At 63.5% G+C, this 18,415-nt stretch carries 15 protein-coding genes and 3 pseudogenes; 9 read left to right on the plus strand and 9 right to left on the minus strand.

Features of this window, described 5'->3' with window-relative positions; genetic code table 11:
* Window positions 1-2 precede the first annotated feature (2 nt).
* The 6 genes and pseudogenes from ACRHIG_RS07500 (at window position 3) to ACRHIG_RS07525 (ending at window position 6,824) form a co-directional block, all read left to right on the plus strand.
* Window positions 3-2,070 (plus strand): annotated as a pseudogene (locus ACRHIG_RS07500) (ribonuclease catalytic domain-containing protein).
* A gap of 137 nt (window positions 2,071-2,207) precedes the next feature.
* Window positions 2,208-3,064, plus strand: a pseudogene (locus ACRHIG_RS07505) (energy transducer TonB family protein).
* Window positions 3,065-3,075: 11 nt separating this feature from the next.
* Window positions 3,076-3,903, plus strand: a complete 828-nt coding sequence (aroE, locus tag ACRHIG_RS07510; protein WP_489629799.1) for a shikimate dehydrogenase — start codon at window positions 3,076-3,078, stop codon at window positions 3,901-3,903.
* Window positions 3,900-4,630: pseudogene (gene mtgA / locus ACRHIG_RS07515) on the plus strand (monofunctional biosynthetic peptidoglycan transglycosylase). Before aroE ends, mtgA begins: the two are co-directional and overlap by 4 nt.
* 221 nt (window positions 4,631-4,851) lie before the next feature.
* A complete protein-coding gene (gene corA / locus ACRHIG_RS07520) occupies window positions 4,852-5,817 on the plus strand; it encodes a magnesium/cobalt transporter CorA (protein WP_034746658.1) in 966 nt (321 codons plus the stop codon).
* Window positions 5,818-6,095: 278 nt separating this feature from the next.
* Window positions 6,096-6,824, plus strand: a complete 729-nt coding sequence (locus tag ACRHIG_RS07525; RefSeq protein ID WP_489629800.1) for an HAD family hydrolase — start codon at window positions 6,096-6,098, stop codon at window positions 6,822-6,824.
* Here ACRHIG_RS07525 and ACRHIG_RS07530 read toward each other — a convergent pair whose 3' ends face one another.
* The 9 genes from ACRHIG_RS07530 to thiD form a co-directional block, all read right to left on the minus strand.
* Window positions 6,825-7,562 carry an SDR family oxidoreductase gene (locus ACRHIG_RS07530; RefSeq protein ID WP_489630764.1) on the minus strand — a complete coding sequence of 246 codons (738 nt, stop codon included), beginning with the start codon at window positions 7,560-7,562 and terminating at the stop codon, window positions 6,825-6,827.
* A gap of 2 nt (window positions 7,563-7,564) precedes the next feature.
* Entirely contained in the window at window positions 7,565-9,115 is a 1,551-nt protein-coding gene (locus tag ACRHIG_RS07535) for an FGGY-family carbohydrate kinase (RefSeq protein WP_489629801.1), read from the minus strand.
* Between the two features lie 13 nt (window positions 9,116-9,128).
* Window positions 9,129-10,220 carry an alcohol dehydrogenase catalytic domain-containing protein gene (locus ACRHIG_RS07540; protein WP_489629802.1) on the minus strand — a complete coding sequence of 364 codons (1,092 nt, stop codon included), beginning with the start codon at window positions 10,218-10,220 and terminating at the stop codon, window positions 9,129-9,131.
* 36 nt (window positions 10,221-10,256) lie between these two features.
* Window positions 10,257-11,264, minus strand: a complete 1,008-nt coding sequence (locus ACRHIG_RS07545; RefSeq protein ID WP_489629803.1) for an ABC transporter permease — start codon at window positions 11,262-11,264, stop codon at window positions 10,257-10,259.
* Complete coding sequence (locus ACRHIG_RS07550) at window positions 11,242-12,738, minus strand: sugar ABC transporter ATP-binding protein (protein WP_489629804.1); 1,497 nt, start codon at window positions 12,736-12,738, stop codon at window positions 11,242-11,244. Before ACRHIG_RS07550 ends, ACRHIG_RS07545 begins: the two co-directional genes overlap by 23 nt.
* A gap of 73 nt (window positions 12,739-12,811) precedes the next feature.
* Window positions 12,812-13,729, minus strand: coding sequence for an ABC transporter substrate-binding protein (locus tag ACRHIG_RS07555; RefSeq protein ID WP_489630765.1), 918 nt, complete (start codon window positions 13,727-13,729; stop codon window positions 12,812-12,814).
* Between the two features lie 86 nt (window positions 13,730-13,815).
* On the minus strand, window positions 13,816-14,694 hold the full coding sequence (locus ACRHIG_RS07560) for an AraC family transcriptional regulator (RefSeq protein ID WP_489629805.1): 879 nt from the start codon (window positions 14,692-14,694) through the stop codon (window positions 13,816-13,818).
* 356 nt (window positions 14,695-15,050) lie between these two features.
* A complete protein-coding gene (gene hemL, locus ACRHIG_RS07565; protein ID WP_489629806.1) occupies window positions 15,051-16,340 on the minus strand; it encodes a glutamate-1-semialdehyde 2,1-aminomutase in 1,290 nt (429 codons plus the stop codon).
* A 59-nt stretch (window positions 16,341-16,399) separates the two neighbouring features.
* Window positions 16,400-17,257 carry a bifunctional hydroxymethylpyrimidine kinase/phosphomethylpyrimidine kinase gene (gene thiD / locus ACRHIG_RS07570; protein WP_489629807.1) on the minus strand — a complete coding sequence of 286 codons (858 nt, stop codon included), beginning with the start codon at window positions 17,255-17,257 and terminating at the stop codon, window positions 16,400-16,402.
* Window positions 17,258-17,353: 96 nt separating this feature from the next.
* Between thiD and ACRHIG_RS07575 the strand changes: the two genes are divergently transcribed.
* The 3 genes from ACRHIG_RS07575 to ACRHIG_RS07585 all read left to right on the plus strand — a co-directional run bounded on the left by ACRHIG_RS07575 (window position 17,354) and on the right by ACRHIG_RS07585 (window position 18,415).
* Complete coding sequence (locus ACRHIG_RS07575) at window positions 17,354-17,506, plus strand: rubredoxin (RefSeq protein WP_010401308.1); 153 nt, start codon at window positions 17,354-17,356, stop codon at window positions 17,504-17,506.
* Between the two features lie 84 nt (window positions 17,507-17,590).
* Entirely contained in the window at window positions 17,591-18,013 is a 423-nt protein-coding gene (locus ACRHIG_RS07580) for a response regulator (protein WP_489629808.1), read from the plus strand.
* Window positions 18,014-18,049: 36 nt separating this feature from the next.
* Window positions 18,050-18,415 carry a response regulator transcription factor gene (locus ACRHIG_RS07585; protein ID WP_070222135.1) on the plus strand — a complete coding sequence of 122 codons (366 nt, stop codon included), beginning with the start codon at window positions 18,050-18,052 and terminating at the stop codon, window positions 18,413-18,415.

Genomic DNA, 18,415 nt, shown 5'->3' on the forward strand with positions numbered 1-18,415 from the left:
CAATGAATCTATTTTTTGAAGAATCCGGCGATTTCAAGGTCGGCACGGTCCTGTCGCAAGCGGGTGAGGCCTATCAGGTCGAAATGGCCAGCGGCAAGCGCACCAAGGTCAAGGTCAAGGATGTGCTGCTGCAGTATGAAAAGCCGGCCCCGGCCGAGCTGCTGGAACAGGCCAAGAGCATTGCCGCCGAGATCGACCTCGATTTCCTGTGGGAAGTGGCGGGCGAAGACGAGTTCGGCTTTGCCGAGCTGGGCGCCGAGTATTTCGGCCATGCCCCCTTGCCGCCGGAAGCGGCCGGCCTGATCCTGGCCCTGCATTCGGCGCCCGTGTATTTCTACAAGAAGGGCCGTGGCCGCTACAAGGCGGCGCCGGAAGCATCCTTGAAGGCGGCCCTGGCCGGCATCGAAAAGAAAGCAGCAGGCGCTGGTGCAGGCAGGCTATGTGGAAGAGCTGAAACAGAACCGCTTGCCAGCCTCGATGCAGCCCATGGTGTTGCAACTGCTGTTCAAGCCGGACAAGAACACGATTGAATACAAGGCGCTGGAAGCGGCGTGCACGGAATTGCACACGACGCCGCCGCGCCTGATGCTGGCCGTCGGTGGTATTGCTTCGCCGAAAGATTTGCACCTGTCGAAGTTCCTCTTCGAAAATTTCCCCAAGGGCGCCGGTTTCCCCAACGTGCCCGTGCCGTCCGTGACGGCCAAGCTGCCGCTGGCCGACGTGGCCGCCTTCTCGATCGACGACGTGACCACGACCGAGATCGACGATGCCTTCTCCGTGCAACCTTTGCCCGATGGCACCGTGAAAGTGGGGATTCACATCGCCGCGCCGGGCCTGGGCATCCGTCCGGAAGACGTGATCGACAAGATGGCGCGCCAGCGCATGTCGACCGTCTACATGCCGGGCGACAAGATCACCATGTTGCCGGACGAAATCGTCAATGCGTTTACCCTGGCGGAAGGCACGACGTGCCCGGCCCTGTCGCTGTACGCCACCCTGGACCCGAAAGCCGACTGGGCCGTGGTCAGCACGCAGACGCGCGCCGAGCTGGTGCCGATCGCCAGCAATTTGCGCCATAACCAGCTCGACGACCTGGTCAACGAAGAAACCCTGGCCAGCGGCGAGGGGGAATACCCGCACAAGGCCGATTTCGCCATCCTGTGGCAATGGGCGCAGCAGCTGGAACAGGGCCGCATGAAGAAACGCGAAGCGTTTGGCCTGAAGCCGGAACAGAATAACCGCGTCGATTTCAACTTCTATGTGGAAAACGACATCGTCACCGTGGCGCGCCGCAAGCGTGGCGCGCCGCTCGACAAGATCGTCGCCGAACTGATGATTTTTGCCAACAGTACCTGGGGCAAGATGCTGCACGACCATGGCGTGCCCGGCATCTACCGCAGCCAGGGCGGCGGCAGCGGCAATAGCTGGGCGGCAAAGATGCAGGTGCGCATGGTTACCCATGCGGCGCCGCACCAGGGCCTGGGCGTGGATCAGTACGCGTGGAGCACCTCGCCCTTGCGCCGCTACACGGACCTGGTGAACCAGTGGCAAATCATCGCTTGCGCCGAGCATGGCGTGACGGCGCCCCTGGTGGCCCCGTTCAAGCCGCGCGATGCGAATCTGTTCGCCATCGTCTCGGCCTTCGACGCCGCGTATGCCGCGTATGGCGATTTCCAGTCGAACATGGAACGCTACTGGTGCTTGCGCTGGCTGCACCAGGAAAACGCGCGCCAGGTCGATGCCGTCGTGCTGAAAGACGAAATCCTGCGCCTGGTCGACATTCCGCTGGTCATCAAGCTGCCGGGCATGCCGTCGGTGGCGCGCGGTGCGCAGGTCAAGCTGGATCTCTTGCGCTGGGATGAAGTCGATCTGAGCATCGAAGCGCGCCTGCTGGAAATCGCCGCCGTGCCCGATGCGGCGGCCGATGCCGAGCTCGATTACGAGGAAGACGCGGGCGACGACGGCGCGGAGGAAGCTTCGCCGGAAGCGGCGAACCAGGTCAGCGACGCCGATGCGGAAGTGGCGGAACTGGCCAGCGAAGACGTGGTCAGCGAGCCCGAGGTCAAGTAAGGCGGCGGGGCGGCGTGAAAAACGGGACTGAAACTGTTTCCCGCGCCGCCCTTTGACGTAGAATTCAGCCATCTTGTATGGTGTGCCTGTTGCGAACTGGGTTGCGCGTGAAGTCTTTCCGAGAGAATCGTTTCCTGATGATAGCCGTGGCGGTATCGCTGCTGGCGCACGGTGTCTTGCTGGCGATGCATTTTGTCGCCCCGGCGCCGCAGCGGGCCGTGGCCACCGATCCCGGCCTGGAAGTGATCCTGGTCAATGCCAAGCATGCGAACAAGCCGCTGAAGGCCGATGCCCTGGCGCAAGCCAGCCTCGACGGCGGCGGGCAAGCGGACAAGGGCCGCGCCAAGTCGCCCTTGCCCGACATGCGCAAGGTGGAAGAGGGCGACAGCGTCAAGGCCAGCGCCCGGCGCATTGCCGAACTGGAGCGGAAGCAGCAGGAATTGCTGACGCAGGCGGCCACGCCGACGCCCTACAGCGCCGCGCCCGTCACGGAAAAGGACAAGCCCAATCCCCTGGCCAGCGGTTCGGATTTGATGGAAAGCAGCAAGGCCATCGCGCGCATGGCGGCCGAGATCAGCCAGACCGTGGAAGACCAGAATAAGCGTCCGCGCAAGACCTTCATCACTCCCAGCACGCAGGAGGTCGGCTATGCCATGTATTACAAGACCCTGCAAAAGCGCATCGAGGAAATCGGCACCCTGAATTTCCCGCAAAAGAATGGCCGCAAGATGTATGGCGAACTGGTCGTCTACATCCCCATCTTCCAGGACGGCACGATCTACCAGAAAGAGGGCGGCGCCCGCGTGGAAAAAGCTCGGGCAATCCCGCGCTGGACGCGGCGGCCCTGGCCATCGTGCGCCGCGCGGCGCCGTTCGGCCGTTTCCCACCGAATATGTTGTCGAGTGATAAGGATGATCTGTGGGTCGTCATTACCCGTTTCAAATTTACCCGCGAAGAAAAAATGGAAGCTAACCTGACTGGCGGCAGCAATTGAACAAGCAAGAGATGAATTTCGATCAATATTGTGTCTTCGGCAATCCCATCGCCCATAGCAAGTCACCCCTGATCCACGCCGCGTTTGCCCTGCAGACAGGACAAGCGTTGGTCTACGAGCGCCGCCTGGCGCCGTTGGACGGCTTCGCGCTGGCGGCCCGCAGCTTTGCCGCCGAGGGTGGCAAGGGCGCGAACGTGACGGTGCCCTTTAAACTGGACGCGTGCGCGCTGGCCACCGAGCTGACGCCGCGCGCGCAAGCGGCCGGCGCCGTCAATACCCTGCGTTTCGATGGCGACACCATTCTTGGCGACAATACCGATGGCGCGGGCCTGGTGGCCGACATCGTGCGCAATGCCGGCGTGGCCATCGCCGGCAAGCGCGTCCTGCTGCTGGGTGCGGGCGGCGCGGCGCGCGGCGTCGTGCTGCCGCTGCTGGAACAGGGGCCGCAGGAAATGTTCATTGCCAACCGCACCGTGGCCACGGCCGAGGCGCTGGTGGCGCAGTTTGCCGATGCGCTGGCGCACCCCGGCCAGCTGCGCGCCGGCGGCTTCACGCAGCCCGACGGCGTCTTCGATATCGTCATCAATGCCACCTCGGCCAGTCTGGCGGGCGACTTGCCGCCCGTGCCGCCGGGTATCTTCGGCAGCCACACCCTGGCGCTGGACATGATGTATGGCGCCCAGCCCACCGTCTTCATGGACTTTGCCGCGCAACACGGCGCGCAGGTGCGCGACGGCCTGGGCATGCTGGTGGAGCAGGCGGCCGAAGCGTTCTACGTGTGGCGCGGCGTGCGGCCGCAGACGCAGGATTTGCTGGCGCAATTGCGCAGTGCCCTGTGAGCGCGGGCAAGAAGGGCGCGCGCAAGGGCGGCAGCGGCGGCCGCTACGGCTGGATCAAATGGCTGTTCATCGTGCCCGTGCTGGCCTTTATCGCCGTGCAGCTATATTTCTTCCTGCAAATCTGGTGGTGGGTCGACCACAATCCGTCCAGCACGGCTTTCATGCGCGAACAGTTGTCTGTCTTGCAGGACAAGAATCCGAATGCCACGATCAAGCAGACGTGGGTGCCGTACAACCGCATCTCGAACAACCTGAAACGGGCCATCATCGCCTCGGAAGACGCGAATTTTTCCGAGCACGAGGGCGTGGACTGGGAGGCGTTGCAAAAGGCGTATGAAAAGAACAGCAAGAAGCAGAAAGTCGTGGCGGGCGGTTCCACCATCACCCAGCAACTGGCGAAGAATCTCTTCCTGTCCGGTTCGCGCAGCTATGTGCGCAAGGGCCAGGAACTGATCATCACGTATATGCTGGAAAGCCTGATGGAGAAGCAGCGCATTTTCGAGATTTATTTGAACGTGGTGGAATTTGGCACGGGCATCTTCGGCGCCGAGGCGGCCGCGCGCCACTATTACCGTGTCAGCGCGGCGGGCCTGAGCGCTGGGCAGGCGGCGAAACTGGCCGTGATGCTGCCGAACCCCGTTTTTACGACCGCCACCGCGACACCGGTTACCTGAACCGGCGCACGGGCGTGATCCTGCGCCGCATGGGGGCGGCGGAACTGCCTTGATGGCAGCGGGCTTTCTTTGTATAAAATTAAAGCTGTTGAATTGGCACTATTGCGGCGCAGCATCTTAATCGCTTCGATTGGTGCAACGCCGCACTTTTTCCATGAAAAAGCCGTGCCGGGGGTGGTCGTGAAAAGGCCTTTGCGGGTACACTTGCGCTGTTTTCATTTTTGGCGCCAGCGCCAGCACATTACGATAACCCCACATCCGGCTGAGAGCGCGCATGATCAATGTCTTTGTATTACAGAATGGCCGGCTCAACCAGGTGCCGATCGACAGCCGCGCAGACCTCGAAAATGCCGAACCGGTGTGGGTCGACCTGACCGACCCCACCGATGATGAACGGGCCTGGGTCAAGGCCATCTACAACGTCACCCTGCCGGGCGAAGACGAAGTCAAGGATATTGAAGCGTCGGCCCGCTATTACGAAGCGGAAAACGGCGACTTGCATCTGCGCACGGATTTCTTGCGCGAAGAAGACGACGGCCCGTCGCGCGTCATCACCGTGGCCTTCATCCTGGCCCGCAAGATCCTGTTCTCCATGCATACGGACGACTTGCCCGTGTTCCGCCTGGTGCGCATGCGCGCCCGTTCGCGGCCAGGCTCGATTGCCGACTACATGGACGTGCTGCTCGACCTGTACGCCACCGATGCCGAATATTCGGCCGACGTGCTCGAGGGTATCTACCAGAACCTGGAAGAAGTCAGCACGCGCGTGCTGCAGAAGGAATTTACCGATGCGCACGCGGCCGAAGCGCTGAATGCCATTGCCCACGAAGAAGATTTGAATGGCCGTATCCGCCGCAACATGATGGATACGCGCCGCGCCGTGAGTTTCCTGATGCGCGGCCGCTTGCTCAATTCAGAGCAGTTCGAGGAAGCGCGCCAGATTCTGCGCGACATCGAATCGCTGGACGGTCACACCTCGTTCCTGTTCGACAAGATCAACTTCCTGATGGATGCCACCGTCGGCTTCATCAACATCAACCAGAACAAGATCATCAAGATCTTCTCGGTGGCCAGCGTGGCCTTCCTGCCGCCCACCCTGATCGCCAGCGTGTACGGCATGAACTTCAAGCTGATGCCGGAGCTGGAATGGTCGTTCGGCTATCCATGGGCCTGGGGCTTGATGATCACCAGCGCCATCGCGCCCTTCCTGTACTTCCGCCACCGCGGCTGGCTGAAGTAAGCGGTCTCGCCGGGGCGCTCCCGCGTCCCGGTTTCAAGGCGAGCGCAGCAATTTCAAAAATCGGCGATAATCACTGGTATTGCGTGGTATTGAATTGGTATCTACGTTGCTTGTGTTGAGCCAGTCTTTCCCCCGCTGGCTGCCTCTTGCAGAAAAGTATCGTCATTCAGGCGTTTTCTGCGTGGCAGCGTCCGCCTGTTCCACCTATGATCGTTGCGATGCCAGCCTTGCCGGCTGGCCGCCGCATTTCCCGCCACCATTGTTCTTCTGGAGAGTCCATGCCTGATACCGCCATCACCCCACCGCGCTTCACCCATTTGATCAGCGACTGCGATGGCGTACTGATCGACAGCGAAGCCGTGGCCCTGCAAGCGCTGCTGGAATTGCTGGGGCCGCGCCTGCCGAACCTGCCCGAGGGCATCACCTTGCAAGGCTTGATCGAGCCGCGCCTGGGCCAGCGACTGGTGCCGCTGATGCAGGATATCTACAAGGAACTGGGCTTGCCGCAATTGCCGGCCGACGAGATCATGGCCATCGGCAATGCCGTCGATGCGGCTTGCGACGCGCAATTGCGCGCCGTGCCCGGCGTGGCGCAGGCGCTGGCCGCCATTCCCCTGCCCAAGGCCGTGGCATCGAACAGCGTCAGCGCGCGCGTGCTGTCGGCGCTCGAACGGACCGGTATGGCGCCGTTGTTCGACAAGCGCGTGTTTACGCCGGACCTGGTGGGTCATGCCAAGCCGCATCCGGGCGTCTACCTGGCGGCGGCGGCCGCCTTCGGGGTGCCGCCAGGCCAGTGCCTGGTGCTGGAAGACAGCGTCACGGGCGTGACGGCCGCCGTGGCGGCGGGCATGACGGTATTGGGATTCATCGGCGGCGGGCATATCGCCGCCGGCCAGGAAGCGCGCCTGAAGGCTGCCGGCGCGCACGTCGTGTTCAATGACATGGCCAGTTTGCCGGCGCTGGTGGCGGCCCTGCTGCAGCCGGCCACCGAGCCGCAAGTCGCCTAGCTAGCGGCAGGTATAGCCGCCATCGACCGGCAGGCTGACGCCGCTGATCATGGCGGCGGCATCGCTGAGCAGGAACAATATAGGCTTGGCTACGTCTTCCGAGGTGGCGAAACGGCGTAGCGGAATGGCCGCCAGCATGGGGCCGCTTTTTGCCGGATCGCTCCAGTCCCGTTCCGCCATCGGCGTCAGGGTCACGGTGGGATTGACGCTGTTGACGCGGATGCCGTGCGGCCCCAGTTCCAGGCACAGACTGCGGGTGATCGCATCCATGGCCGCCTTCGAGGCGCAATACGCCAGATGATGCTCGAGTGCCACCAGCGCCGCCTGGCTCGAGACATTCACGATGCTGCCCGGCCGTCCCTCGCGCAGCATGCCCTGCGCCACATGGCGTGCCATCATGGCCGCGCCGCGCGCATTGACCACCATCACGCGGTCAAAGCTGGCCGCATCGACTTCCAGGCTAGGCCCCAGTTGCGAGATGCCGGAGCAGTTGACGAGGCCATCGATGTTGCGCAGCGGCGCCAGCGCGGCCGCCATGGCATCGCTGTCGCTGATGTCGAGCTGCAGCGGTTCGCAACCGGTTTCGTCGGACAGCGCCGTCAGCCGTTCGGTATTTTGCCCGACCGCAATGACGCGCGCGCCAGCCGCGCTGAGCATGCGCGCCGTGACCAGGCCGATGCCGCTGGAAGCGCCCGTGACGATGAATCTTTTGTGGCGGAAATCGAATAGCATGGTAATCCTCAAGTTGGGTTGGCGTTGTTGATGCGATGCATCAGGGGCTGCAAGGCGGGATAGGCATCGCGGTACAGGGCAAAGGTGCGGCGGTAGACCTCGCTGGCGTCCGCTTGCGGTTTGCTGCGCGGCACCAGGGTGACCCAGCCCCGCTGGGCCGCGTCCTTGCTGACCAGGCCGGCACCCAGCGCCGCCAGCAAGGCCGCGCCCAGTGCCGCCTCGACGTTTTCCGCGATGGTGTAGACGGGATAGCCGGTGATGTCGGCAATGATCTGCATCCACAGGAGCGAGTGCGCGGCGCCGCCAACGACGATCAGCTTGTCGTCGAGCGCCACCGTGCCGGTGCCCCTGGCGCCCGCCTCGATATTGTGTTTCAGGGCAAAACTCACGCCTTCGAGCACGGCACGGTACAGATGGGCACGGCTGTGGTACAGGCTCAGGCCCAGGAAGGCGCCGCTGGCCCTGGCATCCCAGATGGGGCTGCGCTCTCCCATCAGGTAGGGCAGGAATAGCACGCCTTCCGCGCCGGGCGGTACCGCTTGCGCCTGCTCATCCATCAACTGGTGCGCATCGGCATGGCCCAGACGTCTGGCCGCCTCCACATCGGCCTGGCAAAATTCGTCGCGGAACCAGCTGACGGAAGCGCCGGCCGTGATGGCGCCGCCAAACACATACAGGTCGGACTGGCTGTTGAACACGTGCGGCATGCTGATCAGGCCGTGGCGCGCATCGACCTGCTGGTGGATATAGCCCCAGCACATGCTCGTGCCGATCATCGCCACATGCTGGCCCGCGAGGCTGGCGCCGGCGGCGAACGTGGCCACGGCCGCGTCGACCCCGCCCGCGATGACGGGCGTGCCGGCCAGCAAGCCCAGCTGTTGGGCCGCCAGCGGCAGCAGGACGCCCACCACGTCGGACGAGTCGACCAGGCGTTCGGGCATCATGCGCGCGGGGATGCCGAGTTCCTCCAGCATGGGTGCCGACCAGCTGCGCGCGGCCAAATCGTACACGCCGCCGATATTGCCGGCCGAGCTATGGTCGACGGCCACTTCTCCCGTCAGCAGATAATTGATATAGCTGTTTGGCGGCAGGAAGTAGCGTGTGTTGGCCCACACGTCGGGGCGGTGACGCTGGAGCCACAGCATCTTGGTATAGCCGTAATAGCTGTCGACACCGTTGCCGGTGACCGCGTACAGGCGCTCCAGGTCGACGTGCTGCCTGACCCATTCCACCTCGTCGGTGGCGCGCCGGTCCATCCATATCAGGCACGGGTGCAGCGGCTGCATGGCGGCATCGACGGGAATGCCGGAGCCGCCATACAGGCTGCTCACGCAGATGGCCTTGACGCGCTCGGCCGGTACGCCGCTGGCATGCAGCACTTGCCGCACGCAGGTCACGACGGCGTCATACCACACGGCCGGCCATTGCTCGGCCCACAGGGGACGCGGCGTGTCGATCTGGTAGCCCTGCGCATGCTGGGCCACGATGGCGCCGCCGCTGGTGACGAGCAGGGCCTTGGTGCTTTGCGTGCCGATATCGACACCGATGACGTAATCCATGCCGGCTTCCCCGTTAATGTTGCGCTGGTTTCAGCAATACCTTGATGGAATCGAGCGAGTTGGCCAGCGCGAACGCCTGCTCCCAGTCTTCCAGGGGAAAGTCGTGCGTGACGATGCCTTTCGAGGTGACCAGGCCCCGCTCCAGCAGGTCGATGGCGACCGGATAGCAATACGGACCCAGATGGGCGCCGCGCACGTCGAGTTCCTTGCGGTCGCCGATGATGGACCAGTCGGCGCTGGTTTCCTTGCCGAAGACGCTGAATTCGACGAAGCGGCCCAGCTTGCGGATCAGGTTCAAGCCCTGCGTCACGCCAGCCGGCACGCCCGTCGTCTCGATATACACATCGCAGCCGTAGCCGTCCGTCAAGCCGTGGATGATGGCCAGCGCATCGTCTGTGGCGGGATTGATGGTGACGTGGGCGCCGTATTCGCGCGCCAGCGCCAGGCGTTCCGGCACCATGTCGATCACCACCAGCTTTTTCGGCGTCTTCAGGGTCGCGATCTGCGCCATCATCAGGCCCAGCGGCCCGGCGCCGGCGATCACCACCACGTCGTCGAGCTGCACTTCGGCGCGGTTGACCGTGTGGATGGCGCACGCCATCGGCTCGATGATGGCCGCGTCTTCCAGCGAAATGCTCTCGGGAATCTTATGCACGAGGGCCGTAGGCGGGATGCGCATGTATTCGGCCATGCCGCCATCGGCCACTTCGCGCTGGAAGCCGAAGATATTGTGTACTTCGCACATCCAATATTTGCCCGATTTGCAAAAGCGGCACTTGCCGCAAGGCACGATCTGCTCGGCAATGATGCGGTCGCCCACTTTCACGCCGAAGTGTTCCTCGCCGTTTTCTCCCGCTTCGACCACGTAGCCGAAGAATTCGTGGCCGGGCACCACCGGTGGCTTGACCCACGACGGCTGGCCGTCGCCGCCCCAGAACATGGCGGCGCCCGAGTGGCATTTGCAGTCGCTGGCGCAGATGCCGCAGGCGGCGATGCGGATCAGCAACTCGTTCAGGCGTGGCTTGGGGCGGGTGATCTTTTGCAGGCGGTAATCTTTCGGACCGTGGCAAACGACGGCTTGCATCTCGACTTCGGTGTACTTCATGGGAGGCTCCAGGTGGTAAGGGTGGTCAGGTGGTGGTCAGGCGCGCTTGCTGCTGTTGCGGCTGATGTAAATGGCGAGCAGGATGATCACGCCCTTGATGATGTTTTGCAGGTAGGGCGAGACGCCCATCATGTTCAGGCCGTTATTCAGTACGCCGAGCATGACGGCGCCGATCAGGGTGCCGACGATGGAGCCGCGCCCGCCCGTGATGGCCGTGCCGCCCATGACGACGGCGGCGATGGCGTCCAGTTCGAAGCCGATGCCGGCGTTCGGCTGGCCGCTCATCAGGCGAGACGTGAGCACCAGGCCCGCGATGGCGGCGGTGCCGCCGCTGATGGCATACACCAGCAGCTTGTAGCGCGCCACGCGCACGCCGCTCAGGCGCGTCGCCTCCTCGTTGCCGCCGATGGCGTAGATATAGCGGCCCAGCGGCGTATGGTCGAGCAGCACATAGGCGACGAGGAAGACCAGCAGCATGGCCAGGATCGGCGTCTGCACGCCCAGCACATTGCCGCGGCCAAAGAATTCGAACCAGTCCGGCAAGTCGTTGATCGGGTAGCCGCCCGTGTACAGCAGGGCCAGCCCGCGCGCGATGCCCATGGTGGCCAGGGTGACGATAATCGGCGGCATCTTGGCGTAGGCGACAAAGAAGCCATTGCCCACGCCAAAGGCGATGCCCACGGCCAGGCCGGCCGCGATGGCCAATCCGGGCGGCAGGCCGGCCACCATCAGGCCCGCCGTCAAGGTGCCCGTCAGCGCCATCACGGAGCCGACGGACAGGTCGATGCCGCCGCTGAGGATGGCACACGTCATGCCGACGGCGATGATGGCGTTGATCGATACTTGCCGGGCGATATTGACCAGGTTATCGCTGGAAAAGAAATGGTCCGTGGTGGCCGCCATCGCGGCCGACACCAGCACCAGGCCCAGCAGCGGCAGGAAGGCGGGCGACTGCTTTAGCATGGCCCACAGGCGCCTCGCTGACAGGGGCGAGGTGGCGCGGCGTGGCGCCGCGAGGGGTTCAGTGTTGAGCGGCTGTTGCATGGCGCATTACCTCGCTGGAGTGAATGGACGCGCCCTCGAGCATGGCCACGATGGCGCCCTGCTTGAACACGGCGACCCTGTCGCACATGCCGGTGATTTCCGGCAGTTCCGATGAAATCAAAATGATGGAATAGCCATCGCTGGTGAGGGCGCGCATCAGGCGGTAGATCTCCGCCTTGGCGCCCACGTCGATGCCGCGCGTGGGCTCGTCGAAGATGAGGATCTTGCAGTGATGGTTGAGCCAGCGGGCGATCACCACTTTCTGCTGGTTGCCGCCGCTCAGGGTGCCCACGCGCGTGCCCGGGCCGGGTGCCTTGACGCCCACCTTGGCCATCATGGCCCGCGTGGCGGCCAGCTCGGCCGGGCGCCGTATCAGGCCCGCTCGCGTGTATTTCCCCAGGTTATTGATGGACATGTTTTCCGTGATGTTGAAATCGAGGATCAGCCCTTCGGTCTTGCGGCTCTCCGGCAACAGGCCGATACCGTGCCGCAAGGCATCGGTCGGATCGCGCAGGCTGGCGCGTCTACCGTGGACGCGGATCTCCTTGTGCCAGGCCGGGTGGGCGCCCATCACGGCCAGCGCCAGTTCCGTGCGGCCGGAGCCGACCAGGCCGGCAAAGCCGAGGATTTCGCCTTGCTGCAACTGGAAGCTGTTGGCGGGGCCATCCTTGCTCAGGCGCACGTCACGGGCGTCGAGCACGATGGTGGGCGAGGCGGCGCGCGCCGGCTTGGCGGGGAAGTTCGCTTCCAGCTTGCGCCCCACCATCATTTCCACCAGCTGGCCGATATCGGTGGCGGCCACGTCCGTCATACCCACGTACTGGCCATCGCGCAGGACGGTGATGCGGTCGCACACGTCGAAGATCTCTTCCATGTGATGCGAAATGAAGATCATCGCCACGCCTTGCTGGCGCAGTTCGCGCATGATGGTAAACAAGTGTCCTGCTTCGCTGGGCGTCAGGGTGGCCGTCGGTTCGTCGAGGATCAGGATGCGGGCATTGAGCGAGAGGGCCTTGCCGATTTCCACGAACTGCTGCTGGGCGATGCTGAGCTGGCTGACCTCGGCCGACAGGTCGATCTCGATGTTCAGGCGCGCGAAGATGGCCGCCGCTTCCTGCCGCATGGCTTTTTTCGACAGCAGGCCCACGGCATTCGTCTGCTCGCGTCCCAGGAAGATGTTTTCCACCGCATTCAGGTAGGGAACCAGGGAAAACTCCTGGAAGATGATGGCGATGCCGGCGGCGATGGCGTCGTTGTAGCTGTGAAAATCGCAGGGCTGGCCATCGACCATGATACTGCCTGCGTCGGGCCGGTAGATGCCGCTGAGAATTTTCATCAGGGTCGATTTGCCGGCGCCATTTTCACCGAGCAGGGCGTGGATTTCGCCTTGGCGGATGCTCAGGTTAATGTCGTTCAAGGCTTTCACGCCGGGGAAACCCTTGGTGATGTTTTGTAGCTGCAAGATCGTCTGCATGATGGGATCCGGAGTAACGATGAAGCTCCCGCAGCCAGGCCGCGGGAGTGGGCAGGCACGGTGGCTGCTGCTCTTACCAGCTGAAGGACTTGGCGCCGACCTTGTCCACCAGCTTGACGTCGACCGGTACCTGCGCCGGCACGTTGGCGCCCCATTTCTTTGCCATGGCGATGGCCAGCGCCAGGCGCACCTGGTCGCGCGGGTACTGGGCGGCCGTGGCGATGAACTTGGAATTTGGCTTGAGCATCGCCTTGATGGCTTCCGGCGCGCCATCCACGCTGGTCAGTTTCACGTCCTTGCCGCTCGCCTCGATGGCCGACAGCGCGCCCATGGCGCCGCCATCGTTGACGCTGAAAATGCCTTTCAGCCTGGGCTGCGCCTGCAGGATGTTTTCCGTGACCGTCAAGGCCTGGTCGCGTTCCTGCTTGCCGTTCTGGGTGCTGACGATCTTGATGCCAGGAAAGGCTGCCAGCGCATCCTTGCAGCCGCGCACCCGTTCCAGGATCGGCACGACGGGGATGCCGTCGAGGATCGCCACGTCGCCCTTGCCGTCCAGGCTCTTGGCCAGGTAGGTGCAGGCCAGCTGGCCTGCATTGAAATTTTTCGAGCCGACGAAGGAATCGACGGGGCCGTTGGCATTCGCATCGACGGCAACAACGATCACGCCGGCCGCCTTGGCCGCCTTGACGGCCGACTGGATGCCGACCGAATCGGTGGGGTTGAGCAGCAGGATGTCGATCTTTTTCTGGATCATGTCTTCCACATCGCTGGTCTGCTTCGCCACGTCATGGCGCGCATCGGTGATCACTACCGTGGCGCCGATGCTGGCGGCCGCCTCTTCCAGCGCCTTTTTCATGGTAATGAAATATGGGTTGTTGAGTTCCTGGAAGGACATGCCGACCTTCAAGGGCGCGGCGCTGGCGCTCACGGACAGGCTGGCGGCGCACAGGGCGGTCGTGGACAGGGCCAGCAATTTTCTTTTCAACATCATCATCTCCTGGTTTTTAGTATGGATTTTGGGTGTCATGGCAGCCTTGCCTTGCCTGCTGCCGGGGCATGAAGCGTAAAAAAGAGAAATCAGGCGCCTGGGGACACCGTTTTCAAACCGTCGTAGCGGCGGAATTTCGACGGTGAAATGCCCTTGTGCGCGAGGAACTGGCGGTTGAAATTGGACAGATTGTTAAAACCCACCTGGTAACAGATATCCGTGATGCTCAAGGCGCTGTTGCTGAGCATTTCGCAGGACAGCTTGATGCGCAGCAAGTTCACGTATTGCACAAAGGAAATTCCCGTGTGCTTGCTGAACGAGCGTGAAAAGGAACTGACGTTTTGTCCGATCAGTTCGGCCAGTTCCGATTCGCGCAGATCGGTCGACAGGTTCTTGCCGATATACGCCAGCGCCAGGTTGATCTTCGACGTCATATAGCTGTGCGGATCGGGCAGGTAGCTGGGGCTGGACAGCTTGCGGCGCTCGCTGTCGTGCAGCAGCAGCTCCAGCAGCGACAGGAACAGCATGACCCGGCGGCAGCCGCGCGCTTCCAGCAATGCCTGCATCAGGGGCCGGGCGGCGGCGCCGGTCTCCGGCGTAAATAGCAGGCCGCTGCGCGATTCGCCCAGCAGGGTCACGACCGGCTGCAATTCCGGGAAGGCGGCGATGGCCTTGGCCATGAAGTCGGCCGTGAATTGCAGGATCAGGCAGCGCTGCGGCACCGGCTGGTTATCGGGCAGCTCGCTGACCCAGTTATGCGGCAGGTTGGGGCCGGACATGACCAGGTTGCCCGGTTCAAAATCGCCGATATAGTCGCCGACGAAGTACTTGCCGCGGGTGTCGGTGATCAGCTGGATTTCATATTCGGGATGAAAGTGCCAGCGCACGGTGCGGTAGGGGTAGCCGTGCGACCAGGCTGTAAACGATTCATCGGCGGGCACGCAGACGACTTCGAGATCGGGATGCATGGCGGGCTCCGCGCGGTTCAGGCGAGGCGTGGAACAGCGCGGCGGGAATGGGGCGTGGCGGCAAGGCGGATGCGTGTCATGGCGTGTCTCCTGCTGGGGTTACCGTGCGCTCCAGCCATGCTGCCGGCCGGGCGTGTTATTGGTTTATGTCCCCATTCTATGCAGGCGAGCCGGACGGTGCTACCGATTACATGTGATAAAACCGATACTTTTTTTGCATTTACATGGCCGGAGATGACTCAAGGTCAAATTTTGTGCATTGCGTCAAATGTTGTTGAGCAATAACGCGGCGGTGTGGCGGGGAGGGGGAAACGCAGCGGCCAGGCGGGCCGCTGCGTGTTCAGGCAGACAGGTGCTTAGGCCAGAGTGGCAAACACCTTGCGCGCGGCGGCGATGGTGGCGTCGATGACGGCGTCATCGTGCTGCGCCGAGACGAAGCCCGCCTCGAAAGCGGCTGGCGCGAAGTACACGCCTTCGTCCAGCATGGCATGGAAGAAGGCGTTGAACTTGCTGCGGTCGCCCGCCATCATTTCCGCGTAGCTGGTCGGCGGCGTTGCGCTGAAATAGATGCCGAACATGCCGCCGATGTAGTCGGCGCAGAAGACCACGCCCGCCTCCTTGGCGGCAGCGGTCAGGCCTTCGGCCAGGCGCTTGGCCGTGGCGCCCAGCCGCTCGTAGAAGCCCGGCTGCTGGATCAGTTTCAGGGTGGCCATGCCGGCCGCCACGGCGACCGGGTTGCCGGACAAGGTGCCGGCCTGGTAGACGGCACCCAGCGGCGCCATGTTGTGCATCAGCGCCGCGCTGCCGCCGAAGGCCGCCACCGGCATGCCGCCGCCGATCACCTTGCCCAGCGCGGTGAGGTCGGGCTGGATGCCGTACAGCGCCTGCGCGCCGCCCAGGGCCACGCGCAAGCCGCACATGACTTCATCGAAAATGAGCAGGGCGCCGTGCTGCGTGCACAGCTCGCGCATCGCCTGCAGGAATTCTGGCGTGGCTTTCACCAGGTTCATGTTGCCGGCCACCGGTTCGACGATGACGCAGGCGATTTCCGCGCCGAAGCTGTCGAAGGCGTCCTTCAGCTGTTCCACGTTGTTATAGTCGAGCACCAGGGTGTGCTTCACAAAATCTTCCGGCACGCCAGCCGAGGTCGGGTTGCCGAAGGTGAGCAGGCCGCTGCCCGCCTTGACCAGCAGCGAATCGGCGTGGCCGTGGTAGCAGCCTTCGAACTTGACGATCTTGTCGCGTCCCGTGGCGCCGCGCGCCAGGCGCAGGGCGCTCATGGTCGCTTCCGTGCCCGACGACACCAGGCGCACCTGCTCGATCGACGGCACCAGGCGCGTGATTTCCTCGGCCATCAGCACTTCGCCTTCGGTCGGCGCGCCGAACGACAGGCCCAGCGCGGCCGCATCCTGCACCGCTTTCACCACTTCCGGGTGGGCGTGGCCGACGATGGCCGGGCCCCAGGAGCCGATATAGTCGATATAGCGCTTGCCGTCCGCGTCCCAGAAATACGGGCCTTCGGCGCGCGTGATGAAGCGTGGCGTGCCGCCGACGGAGCGGAAGGCGCGCACGGGCGAGTTGACGCCGCCTGGCGTGGTTTTTTGTGCGCGGGCAAACAGGATGTCGTTCTGTGAAGTCGTCGTCATGATAATCGTGCCTTGAGAGTGGATCGTTGTCTGTGTCGTCTGTGTTTGTGTGGACGGGATTATTGGGCGCCGCGCTGGCGCTGCTGCCGGAACAGGCGGTTCGGCACCAGCTTGCCCATGCCATGGCGCTGCGCGTGGGCCAGCGCGCCGGCCGTGAATTCCTGCGCCGCCACGACTACCTGCGGCACGTCGTCTTCGTTTGCCGCCAGGGCCAGCAGGGCGGTGGCCGCCGCAGACAGGGTGCTGCCGGCGCCGTTGAAGATGCCCGGCAGGTGCTGCCATTCGTCGTGGCGTACCACGCCGTCCTCGCCGAACAGGGTATTGGCGCGCAGCTTGCCTTCGCCCGTGCCGGACTTGCTGGCGTCGGCCGGCATGCCGGTGACGAGCACGTATTCGCAGCCCAGGGCCACCAGGTAGTCGACGTCGTTTTGCAGGGTGTCGTCCGGATCGGCATCGCGCCAGGTCTCGGCCAGGCGCTCCAGCTCCACCGGCGAGAGCACCAGCAGTGTCGTTTGCGGGATCAGCAACTGGCGCACGGCCGTGAGGATGTCTTCGTCGTCCATGCCCTGTTCCGGCAGCGCCGAGATGAAGGGGTCGAGGATCAGCGGCACGTTCGGATAGTCGGAGACGATTTCGGCGATGGCCGTGACGTTTTCCACGCTGCCAAGCGCGCCGATCTTGATGGCGGCGACGGACATGTCTTCCAGCAGCACGCGCGCCTGGTCGGAAACCCAGTCCGGGTCGACCGCCTGCACGTCTTCCACGCGCGCCGTATCGCTGATCAGCAGGCCCGTGGTGACCGACAGGCCATGGCAGCCGAAGGCTGAAAACGTGGCCAGATCGGCCTGGATGCCGATCGCGCCGACCGGATCGGACACGCCGAAGCTTAATATGAGGGGAGAAGTTTGGTTTTGCACGGCGGGTAGATTAAGATACCTAATTCAGCATTTTACTTGATTGAAGGGTGGCAGAACGTGAGTAGCAACGAAACAACGCAGCAATTCCAAACGTGGATGTGTCTTATTTGCGGCTGGGTTTATGATGAAGCGGCCGGCTTGCCCGACGAAGACATCGCTCCGGGCACGCGTTGGGCCGATGTTCCGATGAACTGGACCTGCCCTGAATGCGGTGCGCGCAAGGATGATTTCGAGATGGTGGCGCTGTAGTCAATCAGGTCCACGGGATGCCGCTGTCGCACGCAGGTATCGCGGCCGCCTGTGCTATGGTATGAAAGATTGTCGAATAATCACATGACGCGTCCCTTCCCGCCCGAGGCGCCGTCCGGTGCCGTGTGCGCCAGCGCCACGATACTCGTCATCGACGACAGCGCGACGATACGCAGCGCGGCCGCGAAGATACTGGGCGAGGCCGGTTACCGCGTGGTGGTGGCGGAAAACGGCTTCGAGGCCCTGGCCAAGATCGCCGACTGCCAGCCGGCGCTGATCGTGTGCGACATCGTGATGCCGCGCCTGGACGGCTACCGCACCTGTGCGCTGATCAAGGCCAGCGCGGCGTATCACGCCACGCCGGTGCTGATGCTGTCGTCGAAGGAAGGCTTGTTCGACCGCGCGCGCGGCGCCATGGCAGGCGCCAGCGCCTGCCTGGCCAAGCCGCTGGCGCGCGAGGCGCTGCTGGAGGCCGTGCGGCTGCACCTGGCTGGGCATTTTGAGTAAGTGTTTTTATTGATTGACAACGCAGCAAGGAAACAGATGGCCATACACACAATTCTGATCGTCGATGACTCGCCGACAGAACGCTACTACCTGAGCGAGATGCTGGTGCGTGCCGGTTATGCCGTCCTCACGGCGCAGGACGGCGCCGACGCGCTGGCGCAACTCAAAGAGGCCAGGCCCGACCTGATCCTGATGGACGTGGTGATGCCCGGTGCGAATGGCTTCCAGATCACGCGCGCCATCGCGCGCGATCCCGAACTGCAGGACGTGCCGGTGATTATCTGCTCCAGCAAGAGCCAGGAAACGGACCGCATCTGGGGCTTGCGCCAGGGCGCGCGCGATTACCTGGTCAAGCCGGTGGTGGAAGCCGAGCTGCTGGCCAAGATCGCCGCGCTTTCCTGA

It is taken from the genome of Janthinobacterium sp. C22 (assembly GCF_057919405.1).

Excerpts from the sequence above, each read along its gene's own strand:
- aroE (WP_489629799.1), top strand. The coding sequence starts at position 3,076 with ATGAATTTCGATCAATATTGTGTCTTCGGCAATCCCATCGCCCATAGC.
- corA (WP_034746658.1), top strand. The coding sequence starts at position 4,852 with ATGATCAATGTCTTTGTATTACAGAATGGCCGGCTCAACCAGGTGCCG.
- ACRHIG_RS07525 (WP_489629800.1), top strand. The coding sequence starts at position 6,096 with ATGCCTGATACCGCCATCACCCCACCGCGCTTCACCCATTTGATCAGC.
- ACRHIG_RS07535 (WP_489629801.1), bottom strand. The coding sequence starts at position 9,115 with ATGGATTACGTCATCGGTGTCGATATCGGCACGCAAAGCACCAAGGCC.
- ACRHIG_RS07540 (WP_489629802.1), bottom strand. The coding sequence starts at position 10,220 with ATGAAGTACACCGAAGTCGAGATGCAAGCCGTCGTTTGCCACGGTCCG.
- ACRHIG_RS07545 (WP_489629803.1), bottom strand. The coding sequence starts at position 11,264 with ATGCAACAGCCGCTCAACACTGAACCCCTCGCGGCGCCACGCCGCGCC.
- ACRHIG_RS07550 (WP_489629804.1), bottom strand. The coding sequence starts at position 12,738 with ATGCAGACGATCTTGCAGCTACAAAACATCACCAAGGGTTTCCCCGGC.
- ACRHIG_RS07555 (WP_489630765.1), bottom strand. The coding sequence starts at position 13,729 with ATGATGTTGAAAAGAAAATTGCTGGCCCTGTCCACGACCGCCCTGTGC.
- ACRHIG_RS07560 (WP_489629805.1), bottom strand. The coding sequence starts at position 14,694 with ATGCATCCCGATCTCGAAGTCGTCTGCGTGCCCGCCGATGAATCGTTT.
- hemL (WP_489629806.1), bottom strand. The coding sequence starts at position 16,340 with ATGACGACGACTTCACAGAACGACATCCTGTTTGCCCGCGCACAAAAA.
- ACRHIG_RS07575 (WP_010401308.1), top strand. The coding sequence starts at position 17,354 with ATGTGTCTTATTTGCGGCTGGGTTTATGATGAAGCGGCCGGCTTGCCC.
- ACRHIG_RS07580 (WP_489629808.1), top strand. The coding sequence starts at position 17,591 with ATGACGCGTCCCTTCCCGCCCGAGGCGCCGTCCGGTGCCGTGTGCGCC.
- ACRHIG_RS07585 (WP_070222135.1), top strand. The coding sequence starts at position 18,050 with ATGGCCATACACACAATTCTGATCGTCGATGACTCGCCGACAGAACGC.